Genomic DNA, 15,839 nt, shown 5'->3' with positions numbered 1-15,839 from the left:
GTCTACTCCTGGTTTTCGCTGTCATCGGACTGGACCACGGCGAGCAGGGCGCCCACTTCGACCTGCTGACCGACCGTCACATTGAGTTCGGTGAGCACACCGGCGGCGGGCGCGGCGATGGTGTGCTCCATCTTCATCGCCTCCAGCCACAGAATCGGCTGGCCCTTCTCGACCCGGCTGCCCAGCTCCGCACCGAGGCGGATGACCGCGCCCGGCATGGGGGCGAGCAGTGAGCCCTCGGCGACCTGATCGGCCGGATCCTCGAAACGCGGCAGGCGGCGCACCGAGACCGGGCCGAGCGGGGAATCCACCGCCACCAGATCGCCGTAGCGGGCGATCTCGAAGCGACGGCGCACCGCACCGCGCTCACCCGGGACCAGCAGGATCACCAGATCCGGTGTGGCCTCCACCAATTCGAGGCCCGGATGGCCCTCGACATCGAGACCGGCTCGCGTGATGCGGTAGCGCACCTCATGCTTACCGCTCACACGGCTCTCGTAGGACTTGGACTGCGGTTGCGACGGCAGATTGCGCCAGCCGCTCGGCACACCGAAACCGACCTTGGCGTTCCTGCGGTTCGCGGCCGAATCCGCCAGTGCCGCGGCAACGATGGAGAGCTGCTCGGACTCTTCCGACACCAGGGGCGCGGACAGCTTGTCCAGGCCGTGCGTGGCGAAGAAGGCGGTATCGGTGTCACCGGCCAGGAACGCCGGATGCCGCAGCACCCGCACCAACAGATCGCGATTGGTGACCAGACCGTGAATCTTGGCGCGCTGCAACGCCGAAGCCAGGATGTGCGCGGCCTCATCGCGGGTCTCGGCGAACGAGATGACCTTGGACAGCATGGGGTCGTAGTGCACACCGACCACGGAGCCGTCCACCACGCCGGTGTCCAGGCGTACGCCCGGTTCGGTCAGCACGGTAAATTCGCCCGTGGTGCCGGGGATTTCGAGCTTGTGCACGGGACCGCTCTGCGGCTGCCAGTCATGCGCCGGATCCTCGGCGTACAGGCGGACCTCGATGGAGTGGCCGCGCAGACCGGGCTGGATCGCGGGCAGCGGACGGCCCGCCGCCACCTGCAATTGCAGGCGCACCAGGTCCAGGCCGGTGACCTGCTCGGTGACCGGATGTTCCACCTGGAGACGGGTATTCATCTCCAGGAAGAAGAAGTCGCCCTTCTCGTCGGCCAGGAATTCGACGGTGCCCGCACCCTCGTAGCCGATGGCCTCGGTGGCGAGCTTGGCGGCTTCGAAAAGGCGGGCGCGCATTCCGTCGATCTTCTCGACCAGCGGGGACGGGGCCTCTTCGACGACCTTCTGATGCCGGCGCTGGATCGAGCACTCGCGCTCGCCCACCGCCCACACCGTGCCCTGGGTGTCGGCCATGACCTGCACCTCGATATGGCGGCCGGTCTCCAGGTAGCGCTCACAGAACACGGTCGGATCGCCGAAGGCCGATTCCGCCTCGCGCCGTGCGCCTTCCAGCTGTTCGGTGAGGTCGGCGAGATCGCGCACCACGCGCATACCGCGACCGCCGCCACCCGAGGACGCCTTGATGAGCACCGGGAGCATATCCGCGGTGACCTCGGCCGGGTCCAGCTCGGCGAGCACCGGGACACCGGCGGCGTCCATCATCTTCTTGGACTCGACCTTGGAGCCCATCTGCTCGATGGCGGCCACCGGCGGGCCGATCCAGGTCAGGCCCGCATCGATTACCGCACGCGCGAATTCGGCGTTCTCGGAGAGGAATCCGTAGCCGGGGTGGATGGCGTCGGCACCGGCGGCCAGCGCGGCCTCGATGATCAGTTCACCGCGCAGATATGTCTCACCCGGGGTGTTGCCGGGCAGCCGAATGGCCGAATCCGCTTCCGCCACATGCGGTGCGGCGGCGTCGGCGTCCGAATACACGGCGGTGGTGGCGATTCCCATGCGCCGACAGGTGGCGAATACGCGCCGCGCGATCTCACCGCGGTTCGCGACCAAGACGTTCGTAATGTCCATACCGGCACTCACATTCGGAAGACGCCGAAGCCCTCGGCGCCCTTGATCGGGGCATTGTGGATGGCGGACAACGCCATTCCCAATACCGTGCGGGTGTCGCGCGGGTCGATGACGCCGTCGTCGTACAGGCGGCCCGACATGAACATGGGCAGCGATTCGGCCTCGATCTGCGCCTCGATCATGGCGCGGATACCGGCGTCGGCCTCCTCGTTGAACGGAATGCCCTTGGCCTCATTGGCGGCCCGGCCCACGATGGAGATGACGCCCGCCAGCTGCGCACCGCCCATGACGGCGGATTTGGCGCTGGGCCAGGCGAATACGAAGCGCGGATCGTACGCGCGACCGCACATGCCGTAGTGCCCCGCACCGTAGGACGCGCCCATGAGCAGCGAGATGTGCGGCACCTTGGAATTCGACACCGCGTTGATCATCATCGCGCCGTGCTTGATGATGCCCTTCTGCTCGTACTCCTTGCCGACCATGTAGCCGGTGGTGTTGTGCAGGAAAAGCAGTGGCGTGTTCTTCTGATTGGCCAGCTGGATGAACTGCGCGGCCTTCTGCGCCTCCTCGGAGAACAGCACGCCGCGCGCGTTGGCGAGAATGCCGACCGGGTAGCCGTGCAGTTCCGCCCAGCCGGTGACCAGGCTGGAGCCATACAGCGGTTTGAACTCGTCGAAATCGGAGCCGTCCACCACGCGGGCGATGACCTCGCGCGGATCGAACGGAATCTTCAGATCCGTCGGCACGATGCCGACCAGCTCCTCCTGATCGAACAGCGGCTCGATCACCTCGGCCACCGGGCGCGGGGCCGGACCCTGCTTCTGCCAGTTCAGGCGGCGAATAATGGAGCGGCCCAGGCGAATCGCGTCCTGCTCGTCCGCGGCCAGGTAATCGGCCAGACCTGAGACGCGGGCGTGCATTTCCGCACCGCCCAGCGATTCGTCATCGGACTCCTCACCGGTCGCCATCTTCACCAGCGGCGGGCCGCCCAGGAACACCTTGGAGCGCTCCTTGATCATGACCGTGTAGTCGGACATGCCCGGGATGTACGCGCCACCGGCGGTGGAATTGCCGAAAACCAGTGCGATGGTGGGAATTCCGGCCGCCGACAGGCGGGTGAGATCGCGGAACATGCGACCGCCCGGAACGAAGACCTCCTTCTGCGTCGGCAGATCCGCTCCGCCGGACTCCACCAGGCCGATGACCGGGAGCCGGTTCTCCAGCGCGATATCGTTCATGCGCAGGTTCTTACGCAGCGTCCACGGGTTCGAGGTGCCGCCGCGCACGGTCGGATCCGGCGCGACGATCATGCATTCGACGCCCTCGACAATGCCGATACCGGCGATGACGCTCGCGCCCACGTGGAAGTCACTGCCCCAGGCGGCCAGCGGGGCCAATTCCAGGAATGGCGAATCCTCGTCGATGAGCAGTTCGATGCGCTCGCGCGCGGTCAGCTTGCCGCGCTTGCGATGCCGCGCCATCTTGTCCGGGCCGCCGCCCGCGACATTCTTGGCGTATTCGGCCTCGACCTCGCCGAGCTTGGTCGTCATGGCCTCGGCGGCGGCCCGATAGTCCGCCGACTTCGAATCAACAGAGCTGCGCAGAATACTCAAGACTGGAACCCCAATCGCTTTGCCGCCAGGGCGGTCAGGATCTCATTGGTGCCGCCGCCGATACCGAGGATGCGCACATCCCGGTACTGGCGCTCGACCTCGGACTCGCGCATGTAGCCGAGCCCGCCGAACAGCTGAACCGCCTGGTGCGCAACCCATTCGGCGGTCTCGACGGCGGTGTTCTTGGCGAAGCACACCTCGGCGATGAGATCGGTCTCGCCCTGCGCCGCGCGCTCGGCGATATGCCGGGTGTAGACACGGGCCACATCGATGCGCCGCGCCATCTCCGACAGCGTGTTCTGCACGGACTGGCGGCTGATCAGCGGGCGGCCGAAGGTCTCCCGATCGCGCGTCCATTGCAGGGTCAGATCGAGGCAGCGCTGCGCCTGCGCGTACGCCTGTACCGCCAGGCCCACCCGCTCACTCACGAAAGCATTGGCGATCTGGGCGAATCCGGAGTTCTCCGCACCGACCAGGTTCGAAACCGGCACGCGCACATCGACATACGAGAGTTCGGCGGTATCGGAGGCCAGCCAGCCCATCTTCTCCAGCTTGCGGCTGACGGTGAAGCCGGGCGTGCCCTTCTCCACGATGAGCAGCGAAACACCGCCCGCGCCACTGCCTCCCGTGCGCACCGCCGTCACCACGTAATCGGCGCGCACCCCGGAGGTGATGTAGGTCTTCGAGCCATTGACGATGAACTCGTCACCGTCGCGCACCGCGGTGGTGCGCAGATGCCCCACATCGGAACCGCCACCGGGCTCGGTGATGGCGAGCGAACCGATCTTCTCACCCGCCAGGGTCGGCTTGGCGAAACGCTCGATATGGTCGGCATTGCCCGAGGCGATAATGTGCGGCACCGCGATACCGCAGGTGAACAGCGAGGCGAACAGACCGCCCGAACCACCCGCGTAATGCATTTCCTCGCACACGATGGCGGCGTCGATGGGGTCGCCGTCCGAACCGCCGCCCGATTCCGGGAACTGGATGCCCAGCAGGCCCAGCGCGCCCGCCTTCTTGTGCAGTTCGCGCGGGATCTCACCGTCCCGCTCCCACCCGTCCAGATACGGGAGCACCTCGCGCTCGGCGAATCCGCGCACGGTGGCACGCAATTCGCGCCGCTCCGGCGTCTCCCAGGGGTTCACAAAGGCAGTGCTCATGGCAGCAGCTCCACAGGAATCTCGATGTGCCGAGCCCGAAGCCATTCCCCGAGCCCCTTGGCCTGCGGATCGAAACGCGCCTGATAGGCCACGCCCTCCCCGAGCAGACCCTCGACAATGAAGTTGATCGCGCGCAGATTCGGCAGCACGTGCCGGGTGATCGGCAGTTTCGCGGTTTCGGGCAGCAGCAGGCGCAGCTCGTCCACGGTGAGCGCGTGCACCAGCCAGCGCCACTGCTCATCGGTGCGCACCCAGACGCCGATATTGGCATTGCCGCCCTTATCGCCACTGCGCGCCAGGGCGATGGTGCCGAGCGGGACGCGCTTGGTCTCACCCCGCGGAAGCGGTTGCGGTAGATCGGGTTCGGGCACCTCGGCCAGTTCCAGGGTCTCCCCCGCCGGTGCGATATCCACCGTGCTGCCGTCGGGCAGCACCGCGATATGTGGAACTTCCTTCGCGTCCACATAGCCCGGTGTGAAGACGCCGTACGGACCGCCGTTTCCGGGCGGCGCGGTCAGCGAGAAGCCCGCATAGCTCGCGAGGGCCAATTCCACTGCCACGCTGGAGAATCCGCGCCCCACCTTATTCGGGTCCGGATCGCGCACCACACAGCGCAGCAGCGCGCTGGCCTGCTCCTCGGTCTCGGCGTCCGGCCGGTCCAGGCGGGCCAGGGTCCACTCCAGCTCGGCGGGCCGCACCGGCAGCCAGGCCTCCAGCTGTCGTTGCGCCAGTTCGGCTTTGGCCTCGATATCGAGGCCGGTGACAATGAACTCCATCTCATTGCGGAAGCCGCCGATGGTGTTCAGCGAGACCTTGGTGCGCGGCGGCGGCGCTTCACCCTTGACGCCGCTGATGAGCACCCGATCCGGGCCGTCCTGGGTGAGTGCGATGCTGTCCAGGCGCGTGGTCACATCCGGTCCGGCGTAGCGCGCGCTCTGGATCTCGTACATGAGCTGGGCTTCGACGGTATCCACGGTGACCGCGCCACCGGTGCCGTCATGCTTGGTGATGACGCTGCTGCCGTCCCGGCGCACCTCGGCGAGCGGGAAGCCCGGCCGGTTCAGATCCGCGATCTCGGTGAAGAAGGCGAAATTGCCGCCGGTGGCCTGGGTACTGCATTCGATGACGTGCCCCGCCACCACCGCGCCCGCGAGCGCGTCGTAATCGGTTCGGCCCCAGCCGAAGTGCGCGGCCGCCGGGCCGACCACCAGGGCGGCGTCGGTGACGCGCCCGGTCACCACGATGTCCGCACCCGCGTTCAGGCTTTCGGCGATACCCCACGCGCCCAGATAGGCATTGGCGGTCAGCGGCGCGCCGAGCCCGAGTTCACCCGCGCGCGGCAGCAGATCATCGCCGGTCACATACGCGACCTTCGGTGTCAGACCGAGCTTTTCGGCGACCTCGCCGACCCGCTGCGCGAGTCCGGCCGGATTCAGCCCGCCCGCGTTGACGACGATCTTCACGCCCTTGTCCAGGGCCAGGCCGAGATTGCTCTCCAGCTGCCGCACAAAGGTTTTGGCGTAGCCGAGGTTGGCGTCCTTCATGCGATCCCGCCCCAGGATCAACATGGTGAGTTCGGCGAGATAGTCGCCGGTGAGCACATCGAGCTGCCCGCCCTCGAGCATCTCGCGCATGGCGCTCATCCGGTCCCCGTAGAAGCCGGAGCAGTTGCCGATCCGAATGAGGTCCGGATCGTCGCCGAGCTGACTCATTACTGGGCCTCCCTGTGCCACCCGCATGGCGCAGCGCCATCGCTGCGGTCGGTTACAGGGTCACATCGGGCCAGAAAAAAATCAAGCCTGCGTGCTTGTTAATTGCCTGAGACTTCGGGCGGAGCCCCCGAGACCGGCCAGAACCCCACCGGGCAGACTGGTGGGGTGTCCAAAGAAGTCGCCATGATCGTGCTGCTCGCCCTGGCCGGATTCCTCTACGGCGGGGCCTACTCGACCTGGAAGACCGCACGCCCGCTCGCCATCGCGCTCGGCGTGGCCGGAGTGCTGGCGACAGCGGGCGCTGTGCTCTATCTCTTCTAGCCGTCCCCTACTTACTCCGCCTCCAGGCGGAAGATGCGCAGATCCTCCGGCACACCGCTGAGCGGGGCCGCGAAGAAGCTGCGGCGATAGGGCCGCACACCGAAACCGAGCTCCTCGAGCGTCTCGGGCTTCAGCGAATCCAGGGTGACCGCCGACATCATGGTGTTGCCGTTGCCGCCCGCCGCCATCACCCGCGCGGCGATGGTGACATCCACGCCCAGCCAATCGCCGCCGATCTCGCGCGGGGTGCCGGTGTGCAGGCCCATGCGCATCTGCGGGCGATAGCCGTTGACATTCACATTGGTGAGATTCTCCTTGGCCGCCACCGCGGCTCGCACCGCGCGATCGGCGGACGGGAACACCGCCATCAGACCGTCACCCATGCGCTTGATGACCTGACCGCCCCGATCGGCGATCGGCGGCTCGATGGCCTTGGCCACCCGGCGCAACAGTTCCAGGGTCTGTTCATCACCCGCGGCCAGCGACCAGCTGGAGAAGGCCACCAGATCGGTGAACATGATGGTGATCTCCTGGGTGCCCCGGCCCTTGCCGACGCGCTCCAGCATGGCCTGCCAGACCTGCAACGCACCCAGACCCAATTCGCGTGCGGCACTGGGCGAATCGCCGACCAACTTATCCGCCGCGCGCGCCACGGCCCGCGCGCCGCCCGGTCCGGAGACCGAGAGCGGATCGCCGAAAGCCGGATCGCCGGGCAGGTTTTCGCGGGCCTTGCGGACCAGGCCGATCAGATCGCCGCGCTGATTCGCGGCATTGACCAGTGCCGAAAGCTGCCCGCTCGGGAAGCGGCGACGGCCGTTGGCGGGGTCGTTCTCGTCCAGGGAATCATCGACCGATTCGGTCGGGACCAGCGGAATCACCACGTCGGGGTCGATGCGGGGTGCACGCGGCTCACGAGCGCGGGCTCCATTCGCCTCCCGCGACCGCTTGCGATCGGTTCCCAGTCCTTCCGAGCGGGGGGCGTCGGATGCGCGCTCGCCGCCGTCGGAGGGTCGTTCGCTCACGCCCAGAGCGTATCTCAGCGCTTGATCTCCGGATGGATTAATGACTGCCACCTGACACCTTCCGATCGGTCCGAGCGGCCACATCATTGGACCCGCCGATGTACGAGTGTTTTGGTTGCTGGGCCGATGCTACCCAGGCCCGGAGGGGTCCGCCAGACGCTTCTCACCCGATTCGACGGTTTTCATACAGTGTTTCCCGGCACACCCGCGAGACAGCCCCGCGGACCACCGGAAACGACATCGGCCCGATACGGATTTCTCCGTATCGGGCCGATATTCGCCGCCGAACCGGGCAGTGGCCGGCGGCATCCCCGGGCAGGGTCTATGCGTCGCGCTTATTGACTACGAACAGCGCGGCTCCGAAAACGATTCCGACGAACACGGCGAAGTACAGCAGGCTGCCCCACGGGCCCCAATGCCAGTTGGAACCGGCCGCGTCCGCACCCGCCGAATAGAAGTGGCCGGCGTTCGCGAAAGGCATGAACGCGCCCACATTCCGGCCGAAACTACCGAATGCGCTGAGCAGCGACTCCAGCACGGTCGGCCACAGGATGATCAGCGAGATGGCGGCCGCGGTCTGGCGCACCAGCACACCGACGCCGACGGCCAGCACCACGGACAGGAAGGCGTAGATCGGGACACCGTAAATGGCGCGTGCGTTGTCCGCGTTGGACAGCACCAGGGCCGCACCGCCCTCCGAACCGCTGATCGCCTTTGCCAGCACGAAGGACAGCAGGGTCAGCACGCCGATGAGCACCGCGCCGAAGACACCGATCAACAGCGCTTTGGTGATCAGCACCTTATCCCGAGCAGGGGTTGCTAGAAATGTGCTGCGAATGGTGCCGAACCGATACTCGCTGGTTACCGCGAGCGCCGCCAAGATCATCAGGATCAGCACGCCGAAGCCGCTGACACCGCCGACCACGGTGGTCACGTGCAGGGGTGGGGTATCGGCCTTCGGGTTCCGGTTCACCGCCGCGATCAGCACCGCGAAGCCCAGGCCCAGCGCCACGATGATCGCCGAGCACCACCACGGAGACCGGGTCGAGGTGAGTTTGATTCGTTCCGCCGCCAGTACGCCCATCAGAGCGCACCTCCCATCACCTGGTCGAAGCCTTCGCCGTGGTACTCCACCGCACTACCGGTCATCCGCATGAACGCCTCCTCCAGCGAAGCGCGCTGCGGCGACAGCTCGAAGAGCGTTATGTCGTTGGCGCCGGCCAGTTTTCCGACCGCGTCCGAGGAGACGCCCGCGACCACCAGGGCCGCGCCGTCATTGTCCGCGCCCGCCTCGCGCACCGTCATGCCGTTGGAGGTGAGCAGGCCGCGCAACTGATCCAGCTGCGGACTGCGCACGCGCACAGACTGTTCCGACGCCTTCTCGATGAAATCCTTCGTGGTGGTGTCGGCCATCAGCTGGCCGCGGCCGATCACGATGAGATGCTCTGCGGTCTGCGCCATTTCGGACAGCAGGTGACTGGAGACCAGCACCGTGCGGCCCTCCGACGCCAGCCGCTGCATGAAACGGCGAATCCACAGGATGCCCTCGGGATCGAGGCCGTTCACCGGCTCGTCGAACAGCAGCACCTTCGGATCCCCCAGCAGCGCGCCCGCCAGGCCGAGCCGCTGCGACATGCCCAGCGAGAAACCGCCGGCGTTCTTATTGGCCACCTCCGCGAGGCCGACCAGGCGCAGCACCTCCTCCACGCGGGCCGCCGGAAGGTCATTCGATGCCGCCAGCCAGCGCAGATGCGCACGCGCCGAACGGTTCGGATGCACCCACTTGGCATCGAGCAGCGCGCCGACCTCGGTCAGCGGACGCTGCAAATCGCGATACGGCTTACCGTCGATGAGCGCGGTACCGGACGTCGGTTCGTCCAACCCCAGAATCATCCGCATGGTGGTCGACTTACCCGCCCCATTCGGGCCGAGAAAGCCGGTCACCAACCCCGGACGAACCGTGAACGACAGATCCGACACCGCGACGGTCTGCCCGTAGTGTTTGGTCAGGCCCCTCAGTTCGATCATGGGGACCAGTCTTCCCGAAGAACCGGTCCCGCACTATCGACCAGAGGTCGCGCGTCCCCTCAACCTCGAGGATGACCTGCTCTACCCCCTTCCAGGGGACTTCCCCCCGGACAATCCGGACTCGGCGGCACGCCGAAACCCTCGGACGCCGGGTCAGAGCGCGGGCGAAGAGGCTTGTGCCCAGAAACGTTTCGGGATGCGGCCCGCCTGTCGCGCCAGCCAACCGGCGTTGACGGCATTCGCCATGGCGGTGGCCATCAGCACGGGCTGCCGGGCGCGAGTGACCGCGGTGGCGAGCAGGACTGCGGCGCAACCCAGTTCCATCGCCAGGGCGGCATCGCTCGCGGTGCCGATGCCCGCGTCCAGGATGACCGGGACGCCCGCGGCGGCCACGATCATCTCGATATTGTGCGGATTTCCGATGCCCAGACCCGTGCCGATCGGCGAGCCCAGCGGCATGACCGCGGCGCAGCCCGCATCCTCCAGGCGGCGCGCGAGCACCGGATCGTCGGTGGTGTACGGCAGCACGGTGAAACCGTCGTCCACCAATTGCTCTGCGGCATCGACCAATTCGATGGCATCCGGGAGCAGGGTGCGCTCATCGGCGATGACTTCCAGCTTCACCCAATCGGTTTCGAGCGCCTCGCGGCCCAGGCGCGCGGTGAGCACGGCCTCGGCGGCGGTGCGGCAACCCGCGGTATTGGGCAGCGGGGCGATCTCCAGGCGTTTGAGCAGATCCAGCACGCCGGTACCGCCCGCGGCGTCGACGCGGCGCATGGCGACCGTGGTCAGTTCGGTGCCCGAGGCGATCAGGGCCTCCTCCAGCACCGCGAGATTCTCCGCGCCACCGGTGCCCATGATGAGCCGCGAACCGAAACTGCGACCCGCGATCACCAGCGGATCGATGCCGCTAGCCACCCTGCACCGCCGTCAGCACCTCGAGCTCCCAGCCGCGACCGACCTGCTCATCCCAGCGCGATTTGGGGAACAGCGCGCCGTCCACCGCCACCGCCACACCCTGACACGGCAGGTTCAACTGCTCGAGCACCTGACGCACCGTCGGGGCCTCGGCGAATTCGTGGTCCTCACCGTTGACGGTGATACCGACCGGAACTGCGGTCATCGGACTCCTCCTGAAGAGATGGGGGCGGAAGTGCGGAAGCGTCCCGGATCGGCGGATCGCGCCTCGGGGAGTTGAGCGTCGGCGAGCAGGGACAACACAGCGTCAACCGTCACCGGGGTATCCAGAATTCCATTGCGGCCGTGGCCCGTTGCCGCGATCACGCGATCGTCGAGGTAGCCGATGAGCGGCAGATTGTCCGGCGATCCGGGCCGCGAACCCGCGATGGCCTCGGCGAATTCGTACTCCCCGATACCCGGCAGGATGGCCTCGGCGTCGGTGATGAGATCCCGAACCCCCGCGACCGTGACGGCGGTATCGAACCCCTGCTCGTATTGCGTTGCGCCCAGCACGATTCCGTCACTGCGCGGCACCAGATAAATGGGCCGCCCATGCACCCGAGCGCGAATGACACTCGCCGGCGGCGTCGGCGCACTCGGCCGCCGCCGCAACCGCAGAATCTCACCCTTCACCGGCCGAACCGGCAGCCCCGGCCATAATTCGGCGGCCGCGGCCCCGGCCGCGAGCACGACCCGATCGTGCGGCAGATCGGCGAGAGCGTTCACCCGCTCGGCGCGAAATTCAACGCCACCCGCCGCGCAGGCGGACCGCAGCGCGTTCACCAGCGCGCGATTGTCAACGGCGGGTTCGGAATTCGAGAGCAGCCCGGCCCGCACGGTCCGAGCCAGGCCCGGTTCGAGCGCGCGCACGCCGCCGCGATCCAACAGCCGCAGATGTTCACCACCGGATCGCGCGTCGCCGGACGCGTTCAGATCTCGCACACCGTCCGATGTGGGCAGCGGCTGGGCATTCACCCAGTCGGCGATGGTGCGCAAGTCCGCCGCATCGGCGGTGTCGAGGGCGACCGTGAGGGTGCGGGTTGCGGTGAAGAGTTCGGTAGTCGCATGGGCTTGCAACCGAGCCGCGAATTCAGGCCACCGAGCCAGCGAGGCAGCCCCGAACGCGAGCGCCGCCTCCTCCCCCGGCCACCCCTCGGACAGCGGCGCGAGCATCCCACCCGCCACCCACGAGGCCCCCGACCCACTCGCCGGATCGAACAGCGTGACCGCCCACCCCGCCTCGGCAGCACGCCATGCCACCGAAAGCCCGATCACACCGCCGCCCACGACGGCCAAGGTCCGCACTACATCCACCTAACTGTGTCCTGTCACACCGCTCGCACGCAGGTCACACCGTTCGTTTCGCCTCACCACGGTAGCGCGACTAGCGTCGGGGACGTGCAGCCCTCCCACCCGAACCGGCCCGCCACACCGCGCGAACGCCTGGCCAGCGCACGCCTTTACCTGTGCACGGATGCCCGCCGGGATACCGGCGACCTGGCCGCCTTCGCCGACGCGGCCCTGGCCGGGGGCGTCGACATCATCCAGTTGCGGGATAAGGGGTCGCCCGGGGAGAAGGAGTTCGGGCCGCTGGAGGCCAAGGCCGAATTGGGTGCGCTCGCCGAGTTGAAGGCCGCCGCGCGCCGGCACGGGGCCCTGGTGGCCTGCAATGATCGGGCCGATATCGGGCTGGCGGCGGGGATCGACGTGCTGCATCTGGGGCAGGGGGATCTGCCGCCCTGGTACGCCCGCAAGATCCTGGGGCCGGATGTGGTGATCGGACGGTCCACCAATAACCGGGCGCAGGCGGGGCTCGCGGCCATCGATGAGCACATCGACTACTTCTGCACCGGTCCGGTATATGCCACGCCGACCAAGCCGGGTCGCCAGCCGTCCGGGTTGGAACTGGTGCGCTCCACGGCCGAATCGCATACCGCGCGGCCCTGGTTCGCCATCGGCGGCATCGACGATCAGCACCTGCCGGAGGTGCTCGCGGCGGGCGCGACCCGAGTCGTGGTGGTGCGGGCCATCACCGCGGCACGTGATCCGGAATCGGCGGCGCGTGCGCTCAAGCAGCAGGTGCTGGACAACCTCGCGAACTGACCCTCAGCTCGACGGCACCGGGTCCAGGCGGATGGCGACACCGTTGAGGTGGGACATGCCCGCGAGGCGTTCCACATCGGCCGGATCGGTGGACATGAGGTCGTTGGGGTTGGCTCCGCCCGCGGCATTGGCTCGCCGCCAGCCGCCGTTGTGGCCCCAGCCGTGCGGAATGGCCACCGCGCCTTCGGTCATATCCTCGGTGAGGTGGGCGGTTACCTCGATGGAGCCGTGCGGGGAGGTCACGCGGCAGCGGGAGCCGTCCGAAATGCCCGCCACGGCAGCGTCTTTGGGGTTGATGCGGGCGGCCTGGGCGCGGTCGCCGCGCATGAGGAGTTCGGAATTGTGCATCCAGGAGTTGTGCGATTTGAGTTCGCGCATGCCGATCACGCGGAGCGGGTAGGAGGGGTCCGCGGGGGCGGCATCCAGATCGCGCAGTTCGCCGAGGATTTCGGCGGGTGCCAGCTGGACTCGGTTGCCCTTGTGCTGCACCACTTCTCGAAGAACTCCTGTGGTGATGGAATCCGCGAGCACCACACCGTGCGGGTGGCGGCGGAGCATCTTCAGGCTGAGGCCGCCGCGGCGCAGGCCGAACAGATCGCCGTAGGGGCCGGTGCGAACGGCCAGATCGACCAGCAGGCGCGGGGTGGGGCGGGCCGCGCGGCCACCGGGGAGACCGCGCAGGCGGCTGAGCAGGCCACCGGCGGCCTTCGGTCCGATGACGAAGGGCTGCACGCCGATTCGGGTCGCGATGGCGTCGATGATCCGCCATTCCTCGCGGGCCTCGCCGTACGGTTCCAGCACCCGCTCGGTGTACTGGGTGTACGGGGTGGGCGAGAGCGCGGTGAACGGGAGCGGAATGTCATCACGCTCCAGGAAGGTGGTGGCGGGCAGGATGTAATCGGCGGTGCGGTTGGTCTCGTTCATGTAGAGGTCGATGGAGACGTGCAGATCGAGTTGCGCCAGCGCGGCGGCCAATTCGCGGCCGTTGGGCACCGAGGACACCGGATTGCCCGCCGAGGTGAACAGGGCGCGCAGCTGCCCGAGGCCGGGGGTGGTGATCTCCTTGGCCATGATCGCGGCCGGGAAGGTACCCAGCACATCGGGGAAATCGCCTATGCGGGAACGATTCTTGCCGTATTTGATCAGGCCCAGCTGCGCATTCAGTTTGGAGACCGCGACCAGCTCTTTGCCGAATACCGAGCCGCCGGGCCGGTCCAGATTGCCGGTGACCAGGGCCAGCACGTCGATCAGGAACGCGACCAGGGTGGCGTGACGACCCAGGCAGGTACCGGTGCGGCCGTACACGGCCGCGGCATCGGCGCGGGCCAGATCACGCGCGAGGGCGCGCACGGCATCGGGTTCCAGACCGGTCACGGCCGCGGTCGTCTCCGGCGTGAATCGAGCTACGGCGGTACGCAATTCGTGCGCACCGGCGGATTGCCGTCGAACCGCGTCCGCGTCCTCCAGTCCCTCGGCGAAGATCACCTGGAGCAGGCTCGCGAGCAGCCAGGCATCACTGTCGGGCCGCACCCCCACGTGCTCGAACAGCTGCGCGGTCTCGGTGCGGCGCGGGTCGACCACGACCACCCGCCCGCCACGCTTGGTGATCGCGGTGAGCTTCTCGCGAATTCGCGGCATGCTCATCGCGCTGCCGTGTGACACAACGGGATTCGCGCCGAGCATGAGCAGGAAATCGGTGCGGTCCAGATCCGGGACCGGTACCGAGGTCAGCGATCCGTACAGCAGTTCGCTCGCGACGAAACGATTGTTGATGTCCTGCGAGCCCGCCGAATACACGTGCCGCAGTCCGGCCGCGAGCTGAAAACCCACCAGCCACAACGTATGTGAATAGGAGAACGAGGAGGGGTTGCCGAAATACCAGCCGAGACTCTCGCGCCCGTGTGCGCCGATGATCGCGCGCAATCGCGCCCCGATATCGTCCAGCGCCTCGTCCCAGCTCACCCGCTCGAATCCGGTCGCGGTGCGCCGCAGGGGATACAGCACCCGATCCGGATCGTTCTGTATCTCGCTGAACGCGATCCCCTTCGGGCACGCGTTCCCCTTGGACAGCGGATGCGACCTATCGGCCCGCAGCCGCACCAATCGCCCGTCCTCGACGGTGGCGATCAGCCCGCAGAGTGGTTCGCAGATCCGGCAGTACGTGGGAATCTCACGCTCGCTCACGCCTCAAGACAACACCTGGGCCAGCGTGAGGTACAACACATTTCCGGCCAGATCGGCGTCCGGAGCACCCGCGCCGATCCGGGCATCTCGGGCATTGCCATTGCCGTCCGTACGCAGCCAGAGGAACTCCGCGTCGGGTAGCTCCAGGGTGCGTGGCAATGCGGCCGCCACCGCTTGCGGATCATCCAATCCGTCCAGACTGACCCGGGCCGGGGTGGCGCGCAGCAGCGGCCAGGCGGCCTCGAAACCCGGATGCAGCGGGCGGGCGTCCACCTCACCCTCGGGCACCCACGCCAATTCGGTGCTCTCCAGATTCGCCTCGGTGCGCAGCCGGGTGGCCGCGTCGGCGATGACCGTGGTGTACGTCCAGCCACTGGCGGCGGTGGCCGTCACCCGCGAGGCCCGCACCCGGATGGATCCGGCGGTGATGCCCGCCTCCTCCTCGGCCTCGCGGACGGCGGCGTGCACGCTCGTCTCATGGCTGTCGCGGGCGCCGCCGGGCAGCGCCCAGGTACCGCCCTGATGACTCCAGGCCGCGCGATGCTGCAGCAGTACGGCCGACCCGCCATCGGCGAGCGGGGCGCGCAGCAACAGTCCGGCAGCTCCGAATCGACCCCACTGACGGGTGCCATCCGGACTTTCCGCCCAACCGTCGCCGTCACCACGCATGCTCGCATCCCATCCTCGGACCCGTGCCGTACAGAGATCCGGGTGTTCCCGCGTCACGGCACAGGTA

Annotated in this window: 14 protein-coding genes; 2 read left to right on the top strand and 12 right to left on the bottom strand. The window is 67.7% G+C overall.

Annotated features, from left to right (window positions below; all coding sequences use genetic code 11):
* Positions 1-2 precede the first annotated feature (2 nt).
* Genes ACFVUS_RS23260 through ACFVUS_RS23245 form a run of 4 tightly spaced genes read right to left on the bottom strand, consistent with a single transcriptional unit; the run spans position 3 to position 6,485 of the window.
* Positions 3-2,000, bottom strand: a complete 1,998-nt coding sequence (locus ACFVUS_RS23260; protein WP_387769716.1) for an acetyl/propionyl/methylcrotonyl-CoA carboxylase subunit alpha — start codon at positions 1,998-2,000, stop codon at positions 3-5.
* Positions 2,001-2,008: 8 nt separating this feature from the next.
* On the bottom strand, positions 2,009-3,613 hold the full coding sequence (locus tag ACFVUS_RS23255) for an acyl-CoA carboxylase subunit beta (RefSeq protein WP_387769713.1): 1,605 nt from the start codon (positions 3,611-3,613) through the stop codon (positions 2,009-2,011).
* The gene (locus tag ACFVUS_RS23250) at positions 3,610-4,758 is read right to left on the bottom strand and encodes an acyl-CoA dehydrogenase family protein (protein WP_387770168.1); all 1,149 of its coding nucleotides are present in this window, start codon (positions 4,756-4,758) and stop codon (positions 3,610-3,612) included. The genes ACFVUS_RS23255 and ACFVUS_RS23250 overlap by 4 nt, the downstream gene beginning before the upstream one ends.
* An 11-nt stretch (positions 4,759-4,769) precedes the next feature.
* Positions 4,770-6,485: an acyclic terpene utilization AtuA family protein gene (locus ACFVUS_RS23245; RefSeq protein ID WP_387769710.1), complete on the bottom strand. Its 1,716-nt coding sequence runs from the start codon at positions 6,483-6,485 to the stop codon at positions 4,770-4,772.
* A 165-nt stretch (positions 6,486-6,650) separates the two neighbouring features.
* Here ACFVUS_RS23245 and ACFVUS_RS23240 point away from each other — a divergent pair, with 165 nt between their 5' ends.
* Complete coding sequence (locus ACFVUS_RS23240; RefSeq protein ID WP_387769707.1) at positions 6,651-6,806, top strand: hypothetical protein; 156 nt, start codon at positions 6,651-6,653, stop codon at positions 6,804-6,806.
* A gap of 11 nt (positions 6,807-6,817) precedes the next feature.
* Here ACFVUS_RS23240 and ACFVUS_RS23235 read toward each other — a convergent pair whose 3' ends face one another.
* From ACFVUS_RS23235 to ACFVUS_RS23210, 6 genes are all read right to left on the bottom strand, one after another.
* Entirely contained in the window at positions 6,818-7,645 is an 828-nt protein-coding gene (locus ACFVUS_RS23235) for an adenylate/guanylate cyclase domain-containing protein (RefSeq protein ID WP_387770165.1), read from the bottom strand.
* Positions 7,646-8,150: 505 nt separating this feature from the next.
* Entirely contained in the window at positions 8,151-8,912 is a 762-nt protein-coding gene (locus ACFVUS_RS23230) for an ABC transporter permease (RefSeq protein WP_387769704.1), read from the bottom strand.
* On the bottom strand, positions 8,912-9,856 hold the full coding sequence (locus ACFVUS_RS23225; RefSeq protein ID WP_387769701.1) for an ABC transporter ATP-binding protein: 945 nt from the start codon (positions 9,854-9,856) through the stop codon (positions 8,912-8,914). The genes ACFVUS_RS23230 and ACFVUS_RS23225 overlap by 1 nt, the downstream gene beginning before the upstream one ends.
* Positions 9,857-10,009: 153 nt before the next feature.
* Positions 10,010-10,762, bottom strand: a complete 753-nt coding sequence (locus ACFVUS_RS23220) for a thiazole synthase (RefSeq protein WP_387770162.1) — start codon at positions 10,760-10,762, stop codon at positions 10,010-10,012.
* Between the two features lie 4 nt (positions 10,763-10,766).
* Positions 10,767-10,979: a sulfur carrier protein ThiS gene (gene thiS / locus ACFVUS_RS23215; RefSeq protein ID WP_364649737.1), complete on the bottom strand. Its 213-nt coding sequence runs from the start codon at positions 10,977-10,979 to the stop codon at positions 10,767-10,769.
* Positions 10,976-12,121 (bottom strand): FAD-dependent oxidoreductase, encoded by a 1,146-nt coding sequence (locus tag ACFVUS_RS23210; RefSeq protein WP_387769697.1) that lies wholly within the window; start codon positions 12,119-12,121, stop codon positions 10,976-10,978. Before ACFVUS_RS23210 ends, thiS begins: the two co-directional genes overlap by 4 nt.
* A 93-nt stretch (positions 12,122-12,214) precedes the next feature.
* Between ACFVUS_RS23210 and thiE the strand changes: the two genes are divergently transcribed.
* Positions 12,215-12,919, top strand: a complete 705-nt coding sequence (thiE, locus tag ACFVUS_RS23205) for a thiamine phosphate synthase (RefSeq protein WP_387769694.1) — start codon at positions 12,215-12,217, stop codon at positions 12,917-12,919.
* Between the two features lie 3 nt (positions 12,920-12,922).
* Here thiE and ACFVUS_RS23200 read toward each other — a convergent pair whose 3' ends face one another.
* Together ACFVUS_RS23200 and ACFVUS_RS23195 are read right to left on the bottom strand one after the other, a co-directional pair.
* Positions 12,923-15,103, bottom strand: coding sequence for a molybdopterin-dependent oxidoreductase (locus tag ACFVUS_RS23200; RefSeq protein ID WP_387769691.1), 2,181 nt, complete (start codon positions 15,101-15,103; stop codon positions 12,923-12,925).
* A gap of 3 nt (positions 15,104-15,106) precedes the next feature.
* A complete protein-coding gene (locus ACFVUS_RS23195) occupies positions 15,107-15,772 on the bottom strand; it encodes an NUDIX domain-containing protein (protein WP_387769688.1) in 666 nt (221 codons plus the stop codon).
* Positions 15,773-15,839 lie beyond the last annotated feature (67 nt).

The sequence above is a fragment of the Nocardia sp. NPDC058058 genome (assembly GCF_042885355.1).
Lineage (GTDB): Bacteria > Actinomycetota > Actinomycetes > Mycobacteriales > Mycobacteriaceae > Nocardia.
The sequence above is the reverse complement of the archived record's forward strand: the minus strand, read 5'-3'. Positions and strand labels throughout refer to the sequence as shown.

Bases quoted from the DNA above. Each gene is read 5' to 3' on its own strand.
- ACFVUS_RS23195 (WP_387769688.1), bottom strand. From the start codon at position 15,772: ATGCGTGGTGACGGCGACGGTTGGGCGGAAAGTCCGGATGGCACCCGT.
- ACFVUS_RS23260 (WP_387769716.1), bottom strand. From the start codon at position 2,000: ATGGACATTACGAACGTCTTGGTCGCGAACCGCGGTGAGATCGCGCGG.
- ACFVUS_RS23245 (WP_387769710.1), bottom strand. From the start codon at position 6,485: ATGAGTCAGCTCGGCGACGATCCGGACCTCATTCGGATCGGCAACTGC.
- thiS (WP_364649737.1), bottom strand. From the start codon at position 10,979: ATGACCGCAGTTCCGGTCGGTATCACCGTCAACGGTGAGGACCACGAA.
- ACFVUS_RS23225 (WP_387769701.1), bottom strand. From the start codon at position 9,856: ATGATCGAACTGAGGGGCCTGACCAAACACTACGGGCAGACCGTCGCG.
- ACFVUS_RS23230 (WP_387769704.1), bottom strand. From the start codon at position 8,912: ATGGGCGTACTGGCGGCGGAACGAATCAAACTCACCTCGACCCGGTCT.